This window comes from Paenibacillus paeoniae, assembly GCF_003388735.1.
GTDB lineage: Bacteria > Bacillota > Bacilli > Paenibacillales > Paenibacillaceae > Pristimantibacillus > Pristimantibacillus paeoniae.
The window spans coordinates 1524140-1540492 of record NZ_QUBQ01000001.1; the positions used below are offsets into that span (position 1 = coordinate 1524140).

General features: G+C 51.2%; 14 protein-coding genes. 13 read left to right on the top strand and 1 reads right to left on the bottom strand.

Annotation, left to right across the window (positions count from 1 at the left end):
- Positions 1-65 precede the first annotated feature (65 nt).
- The 13 genes from DX130_RS06850 (at position 66) to DX130_RS06910 (ending at position 15189) form a co-directional block, all read left to right on the top strand.
- Positions 66-860 carry an AraC family transcriptional regulator gene (locus DX130_RS06850; protein ID WP_116043858.1) on the top strand — a complete coding sequence of 265 codons (795 nt, stop codon included), beginning with the start codon at positions 66-68 and terminating at the stop codon, positions 858-860.
- Positions 861-1046: 186 nt separating this feature from the next.
- Entirely contained in the window at positions 1047-1229 is a 183-nt protein-coding gene (locus DX130_RS06855; protein WP_116045788.1) for a hypothetical protein, read from the top strand.
- A gap of 271 nt (positions 1230-1500) precedes the next feature.
- Positions 1501-1926 (top strand): DMT family transporter, encoded by a 426-nt coding sequence (locus DX130_RS06860; protein WP_116043859.1) that lies wholly within the window; start codon positions 1501-1503, stop codon positions 1924-1926.
- A 31-nt stretch (positions 1927-1957) separates the two neighbouring features.
- Complete coding sequence (locus DX130_RS06865; RefSeq protein WP_116043861.1) at positions 1958-2674, top strand: Crp/Fnr family transcriptional regulator; 717 nt, start codon at positions 1958-1960, stop codon at positions 2672-2674.
- On the top strand, positions 2671-3153 hold the full coding sequence (locus tag DX130_RS06870; protein WP_116043862.1) for a DMT family transporter: 483 nt from the start codon (positions 2671-2673) through the stop codon (positions 3151-3153). Before DX130_RS06865 ends, DX130_RS06870 begins: the two co-directional genes overlap by 4 nt.
- A gap of 294 nt (positions 3154-3447) precedes the next feature.
- Positions 3448-4926, top strand: coding sequence for an Lsa family ABC-F type ribosomal protection protein (locus tag DX130_RS06875; RefSeq protein WP_116043864.1), 1479 nt, complete (start codon positions 3448-3450; stop codon positions 4924-4926).
- A 150-nt stretch (positions 4927-5076) separates the two neighbouring features.
- Positions 5077-5583: a phosphotransferase-like protein gene (locus DX130_RS06880; RefSeq protein WP_116043865.1), complete on the top strand. Its 507-nt coding sequence runs from the start codon at positions 5077-5079 to the stop codon at positions 5581-5583.
- A 319-nt stretch (positions 5584-5902) separates the two neighbouring features.
- On the top strand, positions 5903-6940 hold the full coding sequence (locus DX130_RS06885) for a Cfr family 23S rRNA (adenine(2503)-C(8))-methyltransferase (protein ID WP_116043867.1): 1038 nt from the start codon (positions 5903-5905) through the stop codon (positions 6938-6940).
- A gap of 359 nt (positions 6941-7299) precedes the next feature.
- Positions 7300-8748, top strand: coding sequence for an SWIM zinc finger family protein (locus tag DX130_RS06890; RefSeq protein WP_116043869.1), 1449 nt, complete (start codon positions 7300-7302; stop codon positions 8746-8748).
- 14 nt (positions 8749-8762) lie between these two features.
- Positions 8763-10571: a HEAT repeat domain-containing protein gene (locus tag DX130_RS06895; protein WP_116043870.1), complete on the top strand. Its 1809-nt coding sequence runs from the start codon at positions 8763-8765 to the stop codon at positions 10569-10571.
- Complete coding sequence (locus tag DX130_RS06900; RefSeq protein WP_116045789.1) at positions 10547-11641, top strand: AAA family ATPase; 1095 nt, start codon at positions 10547-10549, stop codon at positions 11639-11641. The genes DX130_RS06895 and DX130_RS06900 overlap by 25 nt, the downstream gene beginning before the upstream one ends.
- Entirely contained in the window at positions 11599-13944 is a 2346-nt protein-coding gene (locus tag DX130_RS06905) for a DUF5682 family protein (RefSeq protein ID WP_116043872.1), read from the top strand. Before DX130_RS06900 ends, DX130_RS06905 begins: the two co-directional genes overlap by 43 nt.
- A 3-nt stretch (positions 13945-13947) precedes the next feature.
- Positions 13948-15189 carry a VWA domain-containing protein gene (locus DX130_RS06910; protein WP_116043873.1) on the top strand — a complete coding sequence of 414 codons (1242 nt, stop codon included), beginning with the start codon at positions 13948-13950 and terminating at the stop codon, positions 15187-15189.
- Positions 15190-15294: 105 nt separating this feature from the next.
- Here the strand turns inward: DX130_RS06910 and DX130_RS06915 are convergent, their stop codons facing one another.
- Positions 15295-16212, bottom strand: coding sequence for a hypothetical protein (locus DX130_RS06915; RefSeq protein WP_116043875.1), 918 nt, complete (start codon positions 16210-16212; stop codon positions 15295-15297).
- Between the last annotated feature and the right edge of the window lie 141 nt (positions 16213-16353).

The window sequence follows — 16353 nt, forward strand, 5'->3', positions numbered from 1 at the left end:
GGCGCATCGCAAAAAATGCTTTCTATTCCCGCAATAATTGCTATAATTACTCCAGGGTGAGTGCCATGCAGACACAAATGCAAATTTTATTACCAGATATTGAACTGCACAAAATAGATAATGAGTTCGTAAATATCCCCCATGCGCATCATCACGAATACCAGATTACCGTCCCGATCAAAGGAAGCTGCGAGTTCCACTATGAGAATCGGGGGATGGAGCTGCGCGCGGGTGAAGGGCTGGTGGTCCATCCGGCTGATCGTCATTGCTTCCAGATGAGCAATCATTCGGGCATTATTATAGTCATCGCGAAGGATGAGCTGATCCGGCAAGCTTGCCGCGAGATAGAGCCAAGTCAGAGGCCATTCGAGTCTGCGGCTATGCTGTCCTACTTCCAGCGGTGCGCTTCCCGCTTTATCGCGATGGATCATATGGATCCGCTCGCTGTCGAGGAAACTCAGTCTCTGGCGCTAGCCGAACTTGAGGACATGCTTGCGGCAGGCGGGCAGCTTAGAACGGAAGCAACGAAGAAGGCGGAGCGGTCTTCGGATTGGAGCATGACACAGGTGCTGGCTTATATCGAGGCGCATTACACGGAGCAGCTGGATATTGATCAGCTTGCCGCCGTCGCGCTTCAGAGCCGCTACCATTTCATTCGTTCGTTTAAGCTGGCAACAGGCGTTACGCCTTATCAATACGTGCTGCGTCTTCGTATAGAGGAAGCGAAGCGGCAGCTTCGGATAAGTGCGCACACCGTGACGGATATCAGTTTTAACGTGGGATTTTCCAGTCCGAGCCAATTTTATCGGGTGTTTATGAAGTTTTCTGGTGTCACACCGGAGAGCTATCGGGGAATGTAAGGTTTGTAAATGGGATGTCGGGGTGTCTAAGCGAGCATGAGGGAGCAACTTTTCGAGCATCACTGCTCCTCTCGGTATTTTCAGGAAATGGCGAGAATTTTCAGTTTTATTGTGCCCATATGCGGTTTTTCATGTTTTTTCATCTCCGATATAATAGATAGGAAATGTAGAGGATGGTGAATGGACATGACTTACAAGGAACTGTTGGGCCGGAGAAGCGAATTGTTGAGACGCAACATCTATCGTATGATTTTGAAAGACAACCAAAAAGGGCTCAGCGTGAATGAAAGCAATGTCTACCAATCCATGCTGAAGAAACTGCACCACAATGAGGGTGCGCTGCAGACAGAGAGAAACAAGGACGCATAGACTTTCTTTAACCGGCAGCTCGGATAAGGGTCAGAGAATAAGTCGGGCAAGCTACTGAAAAGGATAGGTCCTTGCATCAACAACCAATTATGCAGCTAGATGCTGCCAGCCCCGGCAAAGAGCCGTGGGCTTTTTTGTTTAACGATCGTCCGAATAAAAGCAACGCTTCAGTTCAAATGATAAAAATACAAGTTGAGGACATATGTCCTTTTCGATCCCGGCTGCTTCCCGTTACATTATAAGGAGTTAATCATTGAGGGGGGAAATGGAAATGAAGGGCATAATCTATGCCTGTTTGGCCGGTGCATTTCTAACCTTGCAAGGTACAGCCAATGCAGCGATCGGCGATGAGATCGGCGCATGGCAGGCAGCAGCGCTAACACAGGGAACAGGATTTGCAGCAGCGCTATTAATCGTTTTGCTGCTTGGCGACAAGTCCTGGCGAAATTTGAATCAAGTTAAACCCATATACCGTTTAGGCGGGGGGTTCGCCGCCTTTATTCTGTTCAGCAATATTACCGCTTATAACCAGAACGGAGCGGCGTTGACGGTAGCCTCGTTATTAATTGCTCAGATGATCGCGACCTTGACGATGGAGAAGGCTGGCTGGTTCGGTACGGCGACTGGTCGATTGCGAAAGTCACAGTGGGCTGGCTTAGCATTAATGGTAATTGGTATTCTATGTTTAACCCTGTAAGGGCAGAGGTTCGGATGGAGGTTTAGGATTAGTGAAAGCGAGCCATAACGAGGAGAGGATCGGCGCTTATATTCGGCAATTTCAACTGGATGAGGTGATCCCCGAAGCGCTCAAAGAGCATTTGTTGCTGTTTCGATTGGAGCCGGATGAAGAGTTGTGCAGGCAGGGGGAGGATCCTCAGTACATTCATTTGCTTGTGCAAGGCAAGGTGAAGATCTATACGTCTTCATTCGAAGGCAATACGCTGCTGGTCGCTTTTACAACACCGCTGGGATTAGTGGGCGAGATCGAGGGGGTAAGAGGTTGGGAGAATCTGAATACCGTAACAGCAGTTACGGAGGTCGAAACGATTGGCTTTCATAAGCGATGGCTAGCCGAAAATGGCCATGAAGCGCAGTTTCTTCGATTTTTGCTCGATATGGTGACTCAAAAGTTTTATTCGAAGTCATTGTCGCTCAGCTTTAACTTGCTGCATCCAGTAGAAGTTAGACTAGCCAGTTATCTCTTGTCCGTCACATCTGACCGCAAGGACGGCAGCGAGGATGGCGTTCGGATTTCTACGCTTAAGGACACGGCCAGTTTAATCGGCACCAGCTATCGACATATGAACCGGGTTCTGCAGAGCTTTATTGCTGATGAGCTGGTAGTAAGAGAAAAGGGCTTGCTTATCGTAACAGACCGTCAAGGATTAACCCGGGTTGCAGGACGGAATATTTATGAAAGTCAGAACAGGAGGGAACGCTTATGATAGTGGGAATCGTAATGGCCTTGGCAGCAGGGTGTCTGATCAGCGTTCAGACGATGTTCAACAACAAAGTGAGCGCAGCGGTCAGCTCCCACACGACAACGGCGCTAGTGCTTGGTATGGGACTAATAGCTTCCTTCGGGATCGGATGGCTGATGGAAGGATCAAGCTTCTTTGCGACGGGAACGATGCCCTTATGGTACTGGTTCAGCGGCTTGCTGGGAATCGGGGTTGTGACTTTCGTCGTTAACGGAGTCAAGCAGTTAGGGGCTAGTTACGCGATATCGATCGTGATGGCATCTCAGCTCCTCTGTGCGCTTTGGTGGGATTCGATGGGCTGGTTTGGCCTGAAACAAGTTCCGCTCACGCCGCAAAAAGCAGTCGGTGCTGTATTGCTAATCATCGGACTGGTCTTATACAAAGTAACGGGAAAGACGAGAAAACAAGTCAATCAGGGGAAACCTGTGGCCGCCAGAGGTTGAATATCGGATACGGTTATGTTAATATGGCTGTAATTTAAGGACGGGAGATGAAGAGGAACATGTAGGATTTCTTGCAGACGATACCAGTGGATAAAACAAGGAAGTACGGACGACTAGCGCCGCTTGTTTTATTTATTTTGTATGCAAGAAAGACTGCTTCTTCTTCACTCAAACGGGATACCTCTACCCAATTTTGGTCCTAAGCCAGCTGGGTAGGCTGTATTTATTTAATTTGAGTTGCGAGAAAGCTTCTTTCTTGCAACTCTTATTTTTTTATACAGGGGGGCATCCTATATGTCATTAATTCAAGTATCGAACCTGACGTTTGCCTACGACGGCAGTTACGACAATATATTCGAGAACGTCAGCTTTCAGCTCGATACCGATTGGAAGCTGGGATTCACGGGCCGAAACGGTCGCGGCAAGACGACGTTTCTGAATCTGTTGCTTGGAAAGCATGAATACAGCGGTACGATATCGGCCAAGGTAAGCTTTGATTACTTCCCGTTTCAGGTAGAGAATCGTGACCAAATGACGATAGACGTTGTTGATGCGATCTATCCGGATTATGAATATTGGAAGCTGGCGCGAGAGCTTACACTGTTGCAGGTATCGGAGGAAGTGCTGTACCGGCCGTTCTCATCTTTATCTAACGGGGAGCAGACGAAAGTGCTGCTCGCAGCTTTGTTCCTGAAGGAAAACAGCTTCCTGCTTATCGATGAGCCGACAAATCATCTGGATATGGGAGCAAGGAAACTGGTTAGTGACTACTTGAAGGCCAAGAGCGGCTATATTCTGGTGTCTCATGACCGTTCGTTTCTGGATAATTGCGTGGACCATATCTTGTCGATCAATCGGACGAACATTGAGGTTCAGCGGGGGAATTTCAGTGATTGGTGGGAGAATAAGCAGCGCCAAGACCAGTATGAGCTGTCGGAGAATGACAAGCTGAAGAAGGATATTAAGCGATTGTCGGAAGCGTCCAAACGAACGAGCAACTGGTCAGATGAAGTGGAGAAGACGAAAAACGGCACTTTAAATTCCGGTTCCAAGCTGGACAAAGGATATGTCGGCCATAAAGCGGCCAAAATGATGAAGCGCTCAAAGTCCATGGAGCAGCGCCAGCTGTCTGCGATTGAGGATAAGTCCAAGCTTCTCAGAAACGTTGAAAGCTCCGATAGCTTGAAGATCTCGCAGTTGAGGTATCATAAAAATCAATTTGTCGAATTCGATCATGTATCTATCGCTTATGGAGAGCGGAAGGTTTGCCAAGACATTAGCTTTGTGATAGAGCAAGGAGATCGCATCGTATTATCGGGCAAAAACGGCTCTGGAAAATCTAGTCTTCTCAAGCTGTTGATAGGCGAGCCGATCAGCTATAGCGGTACAATAAGAAAAGGCAGTGGGCTGAAAATCTCGTATGTATCGCAAGATACTTCGCATCTTCAAGGCAATCTGACCGACTACGCCAGAGAGCATGGCATTGATGAAAGCCTGTTCAAAGCGATTCTTAGAAAGCTGGACTTCTCCAGAGTACAGTTCGAGAAGGATATCTCTGCATACAGCGGCGGACAGAAGAAGAAAGTACTCATTGCCAAAAGCTTGTGCGAAAGCGTACATTTGCATATTTGGGATGAGCCGCTCAACTTTATCGACGTTATCTCCCGCATGCAGATTGAAGAGCTGCTGCTGGAATACCAGCCGACCATCCTGTTTGTGGAGCATGACAGCGAATTTGTCAGCCGCATTGCGACCAAGTCGATTGAGCTATGAATGAAATCATCCTAAAACAATGGGGCACTCTATCGGGTGTCCTTTGCTTTTCCGCTGGTAAAGTTTGATTATACTGGTATAATCCATCCGATTGATCATCCGAAACTGTTAAACTACCACAATAAGGAATGAACAAGGGGGATTGCCTGAATGAACAGGGGTAAAATCATTTTTTTGAATGGAGTAACCAGTGCCGGGAAAACATCTATCGTAGAAGCCATTCAGTCACAATCGGAACAATTCTATTATGTAGTAGCGAATGATCTCTTCGAGGAGACGATAGGCGAGAGATATCTTCGTGAGGATTATTGGAAGTATTTGAGTGAGGCCATTATGCTGATGTACCATACTGCCAAGTTATTTTCGGATCATGGCAAAAATGTGCTGATTGATGGGATTATGGTAGAGAGACCAGAGTTGAAGCCGCATTATGGGAAGGTAAAGGAAATCTTTTCGGGATATCCGCTATCTATTATTGAAGTGTTTTGTCCTTTGGACATTTGCCGTGAGCGAAACATTGCGCGTGGCAATCGAAGGGAAGATCAGTCCCAGGAGCAGCATGACATGATGGCCAGAGATATCCCATACCATTACTCGGTTAATACTGGTATCAACTCTCCAGAACAATGTGCGGATCTGATATTAAACCATATATAGAGCGGCATGAATGGACTGAGGGCGAATAAGCTGCTATGATGTTGAATGTAGGTATTCTTATGTTTCGGAAGGAGGATGAAGTGATGTTGGATGTTGTAGATGTGGATGTGAACCTGTCATGGAAAGCGATTGTCGACATGGTTCACCAACATATGAAACAGCTACCGGAACTTTATCCTCCTATATATAGTCGCATTTAGCGTTGTTCTTACAGGGCTAGATGTTCTTTGACGTATAGTTGGTTATTGCAAAATGCAGAAAAGCACCGGTTCGCTGGTGCTTTTCTTTGCGTTTTCTCCGTGCTTGAGGGAGACGAAAAATGAAGCCAACATCCAGATACGAAATCATTCAACAGATTCTGCTAGATTTAAAGCAGCCAGGATATAGATATAAGCAAGTTGCAGACGCGGTATTTAAACAGAGAATCAGAGAATATGATCAAATGCACATGTTGCCTCAATCTGTGCGGAATGCTTTGATACAGCAATTGGGTAACCGAGTGTGTGGCGTTACACCGGTATTGGAGCAACAATCGGAGCAAGTCAGCAAGTTGTTACTTGCCATTGCAGGGAATGAACGGGTAGAAGCCGTCAGACTTAGCTACAAGAGAGGTTGGGAATCGTACTGTATCTCCTCTCAATGCGGCTGCGGGTTCGGCTGTCAATTCTGCTCCACCGGAACGATGGGGCTTAAGCGTAATTTAACGGCCGACGAAATAACGGATCAGCTCCTGCATTTTCACTTGAACGGTCATGCGCTGGATAGTGTTTCTTTTATGGGCATGGGGGAAGCTTTGGCCAACCCACATCTATTCGATGCGTTGAAGGTTATGACCGATCCGCAGCTGTTCGGGTTAGGCCAGCGCAGAATAACGGTCTCTACCATCGGTATTCTGCCGGGTATACAGCGGCTTAGAAGGGAGTTCCCGCAGGTGAATTTGACCTTCTCGCTTCATTCGCCATTCGATGATCAGCGAAGCAAGCTGATGCCGATTAATAACCGCTTTCCGCTGCAGGATGTATTGAAGGAGCTGGACAGCCACATTCAGCATACTGGAAGAAAGGTGTATATCGCTTATATTATGCTGAGAGGAATCAATGACGGTCCGGAACATGCGGAAGCCGTCGCTGCATTGCTGCGGGGAAGAGGATCATGGGAGCATCTGTACCATGTGAATTTGATCCCTTATAACGCCACAGTAGAGACGCCGGATCATTATGAACAATCCGATCGCGAGCGAGTCCGTCATTTTGTTAGAGTATTGAAGGCGAAAGGTATTCAGGTGACGGTTCGAACGCAATTCGGATCGGATATTAACGCAGGTTGCGGGCAACTGTATGGTTTGGAGCCAACATGACCTCTTTCTAAGTTGCATGATTCGTTGTCCAGGTCTATCGGTTTGGATCACCTATCTGCTCGACAAGTTGTATCAACGATTGCTGCGTATGATGAAGTAGCGTTTGGAGCCCTTTTTTAACAAGTAGAAAAATAGATTAAGGACTATACAAGTGCTGCAACTGGGCCTGTATAGTCCTTTTATTTTTGCGTTCTGACGGATGAAGAACATATCAGACTCATGATGGAGAGGAATGGCCGCCTGTCGGTACAGCATACGTTACTAGGAGGCTACTGATCGATTATCATGCTTCGTAAACAGGAAATGGGTCCTCCCATGTAGAAGATATTACGATTCCATCATCATTAGCGAGGTAGATCATGAATTTATTAACGGAAGCATTTATCGATCAATTGGCTCCTAATGCAGGGGCTATGAAGAATGGCCGGGATCTGGTCAAGAAAAACAGTTTCCAGGTGTTGCGCATTGCAGAAGATCGCACGCTCTTATTCGGAGAGTGCAAAGGCAGCGGCAAAGAACCCTACCGCTGCTCGGTCGATTTCATTCAACAGGAAAGTCCGGTATCCCGTTGTTCCTGCCCTAGCCGGCAATTTCCGTGCAAGCATGCGCTCGGGTTAATGTATGCATTTGCTCTTGGGAAGCCCTTCGAGCAAGCGGAGATTCCTGCGGATATTGCGGAGAAGCGTGAGAAGGCAGAGAAACGCGAGGAGAAGAAGAAAGCCGAATCGGCAGAAGCGAGAGAAGTGGCTCCGCCTGCCAAACGGAAAGTAAATAAATCCGCTCTTCTCAAAAAAATGAATGCTCAACTGGAAGGATTAAGCCTATTGGAGAAGCTGGTTCTTCAGACCGTTCATCATGGGCTGGGTGGTATAGACAAGCAAACGATACGTTTGTTCGAGGATCAAGCGAAACAATTAGGCAACTATTATATCCCCGGCGCGCAGGCAGAATTGAAGGAACTGGTGCTGTTGTTGACAGAAGAGGACAACAAGGAAGCGGTATATACCCGTGCCATGGAGCAGCTTATTCGTCTTCATGCGCTTGTACGAAAGGGCAGAAGCTACTTGGAGGAGCGTCTGGCTGATCCCGATTCACCGCAGGATACGGAGACGGCGCTGGAGGAATTGCTGGGTCACGCGTGGCAGCTTGCTGAACTTAGAGAGCTGGACCGGGTGAAGCGGGATGCAGAGCTTCTGCAACTGTCTTTCTTATCCTATACAGATAAGGCGAGAGGCGAATATGTGGATGCCGGTTGGTGGGTTGACCTGCATGACGGCACTGTACATATGACCAGACATCTGCGTCCTTTCCGGGCAGCCAAAGCGATGAAGGAAGAAGATACGGTTCACGCTGTTGTGCAGGCGGAAGAGCTGTTCATCTATCCTGGTGACGGCAATGCCAGAGTCCGGTGGGAGAAGGCGAAGCAGCGTGAGGCCGCAGATGCGGATTACAGCGCGGTGAAGTCTCTTGCAGCAGATTCGTACGCCGATGTGGTGAAAGCTGTGAAAAATGGAATCAAAAACCCGTTGTCAGACCGCAATCCCGTCAAGGTGGTAGCCTTCACAGCGATAGAGAAGGTAGTGGATGGTTATACGCTGCGGGATTCGCATGGCAAGCATCTTCCCATTGCATCCACAATCATGAAGGCTCCCCAGCGGTTGGAGGAGATCTTGCCGCTGCTTCCAGCCGAAGATTTGCGGGAACAGGCTGTACTAGTTATGTTCCGGCATGATGTTGATACCGGGCGCTTGGAAGTCCAGCCAATGAGCATCATCACGGAGCGCCGATTGATTCGGCTGCTGTACTAGAGGAGAGAGAAGATATGAGTGTAGATCTGTTGCTTCATTTGCAGCAAGAGGTTCGCCGTCTGTTTGTTGCCGGCAGCGCACTGGCAGAGGGTGACTTGCGATTATCGAAAATGGTGCCTTCTTTAAGGAGGATCGGCGAATCAGCCCCAGTGTTCAATCGCCTAGCCGATGCGGCGGAGGGACTGCTGTTCGCGTCTCAAGCCGATAGTTCCGCTAAGCTTCTGGAGCTGTCCACGCTGCTCAGCGCGATTCTTCATACGCAAGGCAAGACGGATGTTCAAGGAAATCCGCAGCCTGTGGAAAGCGAAGGGCTCCAATTATCCACGGACTTGACGTATCGGCGGCTGTACCCTTTACTTATAGCTCTTACTACGAAAGGCCAAGGGCGTCTGGAGCAGCTCCGTCAATCCTTCGAGGACCGCAGCTTCCTCGATTTGCGTGTAGTACCGGCGATCTGCGGTGCGCTTGACGATGTGTACGCCGAGATTCCGGATTTCGTACAGGAGAAGATGATCCCGGAGATCGGTGAGGCGGCAATTCCTGTTTTGCGCGCTGGACTCAACCTTCAAGGGGGCAAGGGGGATGCGAGAAGGCTGAAGCTGCTGTACCAATTAAAAGGAGATTCGGTGCTTGAGCTTGTGAAGCAAGCGGGGAGCGCCGGAACGACTGATCTTAAGATTGCGGCCATTGAATTGCTTGGCAGCTATTCCGATCAGGAGGGATTTCTGCTGGAGCAAAGTTCCGAGAAACGTCGGGAAGTCCGTCAAACGGCATTCTATGCTCTTGCTCGCTTGGGCTCTCCAAAGGCCATTGACCGCTTATTGGAAGCGGCTATGTCGAAGGGCGGAGAGCTTGTCATCGAGCCGATTCAGTCTTGCGACGAGTTGGAGCTGCACAGACGAATTATTTTGAAGGCGGAGCAAGAACTTAGCCGTTATATAGAGCTTGAGGGTAAAGACCGCGTCTCCGCAATTGGGCTGCTGTACACCTATATCCGATGCTTGAAAGGCCGGGGCCATGCGCTTGCTGGGGATGCTCTGCCGCTGGTAAAGAGGCTGCTTCATACGGAAGCTTTTATCGTCGCAGATACCGAAGCGGTACAAGAGGCCGCTGCGGAGCTGCTGCTTGAACTGAACATTGAAGAGGCGGATGAGTTTGGCATCGAACTGCATACCCGATACAAGCGCAAGTTTATCGGCTATAGCTTCCAGGCAGCGTACAGGCGTTTGACGCCATCCGAGTTGTATGATCGTTATGCTCAGGACTTGAAGGGGCGTTCCGCTTCGGCCAAAAGCTTGCAAAATGCACTGCAATCCATTGTTCGCGAGCAGGCATACCAGGGCAATGAGAAAGCCTATGTCGTACATGAAGGCGCTTGGGATTCACGCTGGATACATGTTTTTGCCGAACAGGATCTGACAGAGCTGGTATGTGTCTTCTGCCAAGAAGAAGATCGAGAGATTACTTCGTATTTGACGTCCAAGCTGAAGGAACGTGCCAGGATTCAAGATTATCAGACGCTTAGCGTGCTCCTGGCCTTGTTCCGAGTCGGCTATAAGAATGCGACGGAGCTGCTAATGGAGCTGCTTCGCAGCCAGGGGCAGCGAACATTCTACCATATAGACATACGATTACAGAGTATGATTGCATCGCTTCCGAAATCCTATGCGCCAGAACTGCGCGACATAGCAGGCAATATGGCCTATGAATCTGTGAAAGAACAAATGATAGAGCTTATCGAGGCGCTTGAAGCTGCGCCGGATGCAGCGGCTGAGGAGAGAGGAAACGGGGTATGGGAATGGATCAAAAACAAAATGTCTTAAGATTACCGGCAGAGAAGCTGTATGCGCATGAGCTTGAAGCGCTTCGGGAAGCGGACAAAGCGGCAGAGAAACCAGCGGGCTGGCAGCTATCTCCCCGCGCCGTGCTGACCTTTATTACAGGCGGCCAGGCGGGTGATACGGTCATTACACCGAAGTATATCGGCAATAAACGGTTGGTGGAGATGGCGATTGCTACTTTGCTGACGGACAGAGCGCTGCTCTTGATTGGGGAACCCGGTACGGCGAAGTCCTGGCTGTCGGAGAATCTGACCGCTGCGATCCATGGCGATTCGTCCAAGGTCGTGCAGGGGACGGCGGGTACAAGCGAGGAGCATGTCCGCTATTCATGGAACTATGCGCTGCTGCTGGCGCAAGGGCCTTCCGATCAGGCGATCATCCGCAGTCCGATCCTTCGTGCGATGGAAGGGGGAGGCATCGCCCGCTTTGAGGAGATTTCCCGTTGCGCGTCTGAAGTGCAGGATGCGCTTATCTCGATTCTGTCGGAGAAGACAATCTCCATTCCGGAGCTAGGGCGCGAGGTGTCCGCAGAGCGTGGCTTCTCCATCATTGCGACGGCGAATACCCGCGATCGCGGCGTTAATGAGATGTCGGCTGCCCTGAAGCGTCGCTTCAATATTATTGTGCTGCCGGCTCCGTCCAGCATTGAGACGGAGATCGATATTGTGCGCAGGCGCGTGAGTGAGATATCCGCCAGCTACGAGCTGCGCGCCTCACAGCCGGACGAGGATGCCATTCGCAAAGTGGTGACGATTTTCCGTGAGCTCCGCAGCGGCGTGACGCTGGACGGCAAGGAGAAGCTGAGGTCGCCTAGCGGTGTTATCTCGACGGCAGAGGCTATCTCTCTCCTGACTGGAAGCATGGCGCTGGCCGGCAGCTTCGGCAACGGTCAGTTGACCGACGAGGATGTGGCAGCAGGCTTGCAGGGCGCGATCGTGAAGGACGATGCGAAGGATCAGCAGGTGTGGAAGGAATATCTCGACAATATTATGAAAAAACGGGGGTCCTCATGGCGAAGCCTGTACAGCGCTTGTACGGAGATGAACGGGTGAGTGAAGCCTCGGGACCGCATTACTTTGGCATCCGGCATCTGTCCCCGGCAGGATCGTACCATCTGCTTGCTTTGCTGAATGACGTAAAGCCGACTGCGATACTGATCGAAGGGCCTAGCGACGCAGGGGAGCTGGCTGCTCAGCTGACGTCTCGGGGCGTCGAGCCTCCGGTGGCATTGCTTGCCTACACGGATCAGCTTCCCGTCCGCACGCTGCTCTATCCCTTTGCCGGCTATTCTCCGGAATATCAGGCGCTTAAGTGGGCCAGGTGGAATCATTGCCATGCGGAATTTATTGATCTTCCAACGGAAATCTCGCTGGCGCTGGCCGATCGGAGACGCGCTCCACGGGTGGAAGCATCCCAGACCGATGAGTCGCAATTATCGTCAGGAAGCTTGTACAGCCGAATAGCGGAACTTTCGGGCGAGCCGGATTACGAAGCGTATTGGGAGAGGCATTTTGAGCATAATCTGCAGCCGGATGCCTACCGGCGCGCTATCTTGCATTACTCGACCGAGATGAGAATTCTTACAGAGAACGAGGAGCTTAAGCAGGCTCCGCAAGAAGCTGCTTACAACGAGATACGCGAATCGTATATGAGGCGCAAAATTCATGAAGCGATCGCGAGCGGACATCTGCCTGAGAAAATTGTGGTGCTGAGCGGAGCGCATCATACGCCAGCGCTTGCGTTGTCGCTGCCTGCGATGACGGACGAGGAGCTGGCCAAGCTGCCGCGTAAGTCTGCGAAGATGACCTTAATGCCTTATTCATATTATAAATTGTCCTCTCATTCCGGATATGGCGCCGGCAACCAGGCCCCGGCTTATTTCGAGTTGTTGTGGCGCTGCATGCAAGAGGGCGAATTGGATTCGCTGCCTGCGCTTTATTTATCTTCCGTCGCTTCCCGAATGCGCGAGGAGGGAACGTGGCGGTCCACGGCTTCTGTTATTGAAGGCGTACGAATGGCGAAGGCCTTGGCTGTGATGCATGACGGCCATCAGCCTACTTGGCGGGATCTGCGGGATGCCGCAACGGTGCTGTTCGGTTACGGTGAATTTTCGGTCGTAGCTGAAGCGCTGGCGCGGACGGATATTGGCACCGCTATCGGCAGCTTGCCGGAGGGAGTCAGCCAAACCCCGGTGCAGGATGATCTGAACCGTGAACTTAAGCGGCTGAAGCTTGCGAAGTACAAGACGCTGGTGGCGGGTGGTCTGGAGCTGGACCTGCGCGAGAATCGAAGGGTGAAGTCGGAAGAGTCCGCCTATCTCGACCTGGGCCGCTCTGTATTTCTTCACCGGTTGTCTGCTCTAGGCATTCGGTTTGCCCGCAAGCAAGGCGTGAGACAAAGCGACGCGACATGGGCGGAGCATTGGGTGCTGCAATGGTCGCCGGAAGCCGAGATTGAGACAGTGGAGTCTACGCTCAAAGGCGAAACAATCGAGCTGGCGACCGCTTACGTCATTCACGAGGAGCTAGTGGCCTGCACCGATATTACGATGGCGGCGCAGATGATTCGTCGCTCATGCGAATGCGGGTTGCCGCAGGTGATGGGACAGGCGACAAGCGCGCTGCAGCGGCTTGGGGTAGATGCAGGGAGCTTCGAGCAGATTGCGAAGACGGTTCACGAGCTGTCCGTCATGCTGCAATATGGTTCCATTCGCAGAGTGGATACGACTGCGCTGGTTCCGATTATGAGGCAGCTTTTCTTGCGCGGAGCGCTAATGCTTCAAGAGGCGGCCGGCTGCAATGATGATGCAGCAGTCGGTATGATTGAGGCCATTCATTTGCTGAATACAGCCGCACAGGAGCATTATGAGGAAGTGGATGAGAGGCTGTGGGTGGAGCAATTAAGCATGCTTGCGGAGCGTGATGACCGTAACGCGAAGCTATCCGGCTATGCCTTCTCTATCCTGCTAGAGCGCAATGTGGCAGGTGAGGATGAATGCGCGAAGGAAGTGTCCAGAAGACTCTCCCCCGGCATCCCTGCCGACTTGGGGGCGGGCTGGTTCGAGGGGATATCCATGCGCAACCGATATGCGCTGCTGTCGAGAACATACTTGTGGCGGCAATTGGATGCATATATTGGCTCGCTGGAGGCGGAGCCGTTCAAGCGGTCGCTCGTATTTCTGCGTAGAGCGTTTGGCTCGTTCGAGCCGAGAGAGAAGGCTGCTATTGCGGAGATGATGGGCGATCTATGGGGAGTCAGTGCAGAATCAGCGGGCGCCCGGCTGCAGCAGCCGCTGAATGAACAAGAGAAGGAGAGTCTCGATGAACTTAATGACTTTGACTTTGGAGATTTATAGACGATGACGCAGCCTGATCCGGAACAAGTCAAGCGCTGGCGGCTGATCTTGGGGGCGGCTGCCGAAGAGAAGCTGCAGGCGTCGCGGGGCACAGCGGGAGATGCGCCTTGGCTGAGCAGCGAGGATCTGCTCATGGACGAAGCGCTGGCTGCCATCTATGACGGAACATCCGGCGGCGATTCCGATGCGGGCGGCCCCGGTCAATCGGGGGGCGCCTCTGGCGCGCGATTGGCGGGTTTGGGTTCTTCCTCGCCGAAGCTGGCCAAGTGGTTGGGCGATGTGCGGACCTTCTTCCCGCCCGACATCGTGTCGGTGATCCAGTCGGATGCAGTACATCGCAAAGGGCTGACGCAGCTCTTGTTCGAACCGGAGCTGCTGTCTCAGGTGAAGCCAGATATCGGGATGGTCGCAACATTGATGTCGCTAAGGGGACAAATCCCGGAGCGTACGAAAGAAACAGCCCGCTCCCTCGTCCGCGAGGTCGTGGATGAGATTGTAAAGCGGCTTGCCCAAGAAATAACGAGAGCGGTGACCGGCGCGCTCAACCGCCGTCAGCATTCGCCGCTTCCTTCCGTGACGGGGCTCGACTGGGCGAGGACCATCCGCAAAAACTTGAAACATTATGATACGGAGCGCAAGCTGCTCATCCCCGAGAAGGTCTACTTCTTCGATCGTGCGCGCAAGAGCAAAGAATGGACCGTCATTCTGGACATCGACCAGAGCGGGTCTATGGCCAATTCGGTCATCTATGCCTCTATCATCGGCTCCATCTTTGCGAGCATGCCTTCGTTGGATACGCGAGTCGTCGCCTTTGATACCGAGGTCGTCGACCTTAGCGAGCAATGCGCCAATGATCCTGTGGAGATGTTATTCGGCATTCAGCTTGGCGGAGGAACGGATATTAATAAATCGCTTGCTTATTGCGAGCCCTTCATTGCAGAGCTTAAAAAAACGATGTTTATTCTTGTATCGGACTTGTACGAAGGCGGCAATCGGACGGAGATGATCCGCAGGCTAAGAGAGATGCATGAATCCGGCGTCAAAACGATTTGCCTGCTCGCGCTGTCGGATGAAGGAGTCCCTTCTTATGACGAGGACGTAGCGAAAAAGCTGGCTCAATACGGCATCCCTTGCTTCGGCTGCTCGCCGGATAAGCTGCCGGAGCTGATCGAGGGAGCGCTGAAAAGCATGGATCTTCAGCAGCTTGCCGAACGAGTAGGGCAAGGAAAACAGGGAAGAGCTTAAGCTAAGCTGCTCACGGGGAAACCGTGGGCGGCTTTTTTGGTGCACAGCTATGTGCAGCTATCAGGGTCATTTGTAAGCAGTTATCAAGGGTGATATCCGTTAAAACTATATCATCAGAAGTCGGTCCAGCCCAATGCCGCTAATCAAACAGCGTTCCTTTCGATTCCCTAGCATGATTTGGGTCCAGTCAACGAATCCGCCGTCGCCAATTTCTGTATTACCATGCTGATTCGTCATAAACAGCTTGAAGTTGATGCCTTGATAATAGCCGTTCGTCAGGTTCGCCTCTTGGATTGTAAAGGAAGCCTCAGGCAACTGTGACTCCATCACAGCGGCCATACGTCTCAGAAATCCATCACCGTCCGTATAGCCGCTGCGTTGTTCGATGACGACGGATAATTTGGCCCGGAAGCGGGAGTAGAACAACGCTTGATAGTAACGCAGTTGCTTGCCAAGCAGGTTCGCTTCGCACTCATAGGAGCCTTTCGCTTTGCCGACCGACACCATGCCGTACAATCCGAAATGGGCGAATGCATCGGCGCTGTTGAAATGCTGGGCACGAATGACGCGATGCGTCGAGCAGAGATGGGCGCCCTCGTTATGGTTCCATATTCCTCGCTTGATCCGGTCGGCTGCAATAGTTGCCATCATGTTCGTAGAATCAGCAAGCACCTCCGTGCTTCTGGATGCAGACACGATCTTATTCTGGTCGACCGTACCGTAGCTGGAGCAGTTCCCAAGGGGCGCTACGGGAGACAATAGAACAGGCTGAATGTCCTGTTGCCGGGCAAGCTCAAGCATATTCGCCTCCAACTGATGGTAAGCAATCGGATCGAGCTCGCTTGGCTTCGAGAACCGGCTGCTTGCATAGCTGCGAAGCATATCGGACGGACGCTGCGAATCGGTCCGCGTCCGGTACACTTCGAGCATAAAGGAATTGAAGTCGGATGGAGAGAGTTCCTTCAGTTTCTGAAAAAGATCATCTCCAAGTTGGTGCTTCATGCGGTTAATCGGCTTGTTCATGGTTACTCCTCCTTCAATTGATTAGGTGGCGAGGCGGTGCTGCTGAGCGGCATACAGGAGTTATTTTTCAGTGATGACTGTTCAACAGCCGCTTTATTCGCTACAATGATTGATAAAGATTCTCAATTAGGTGATTAACAT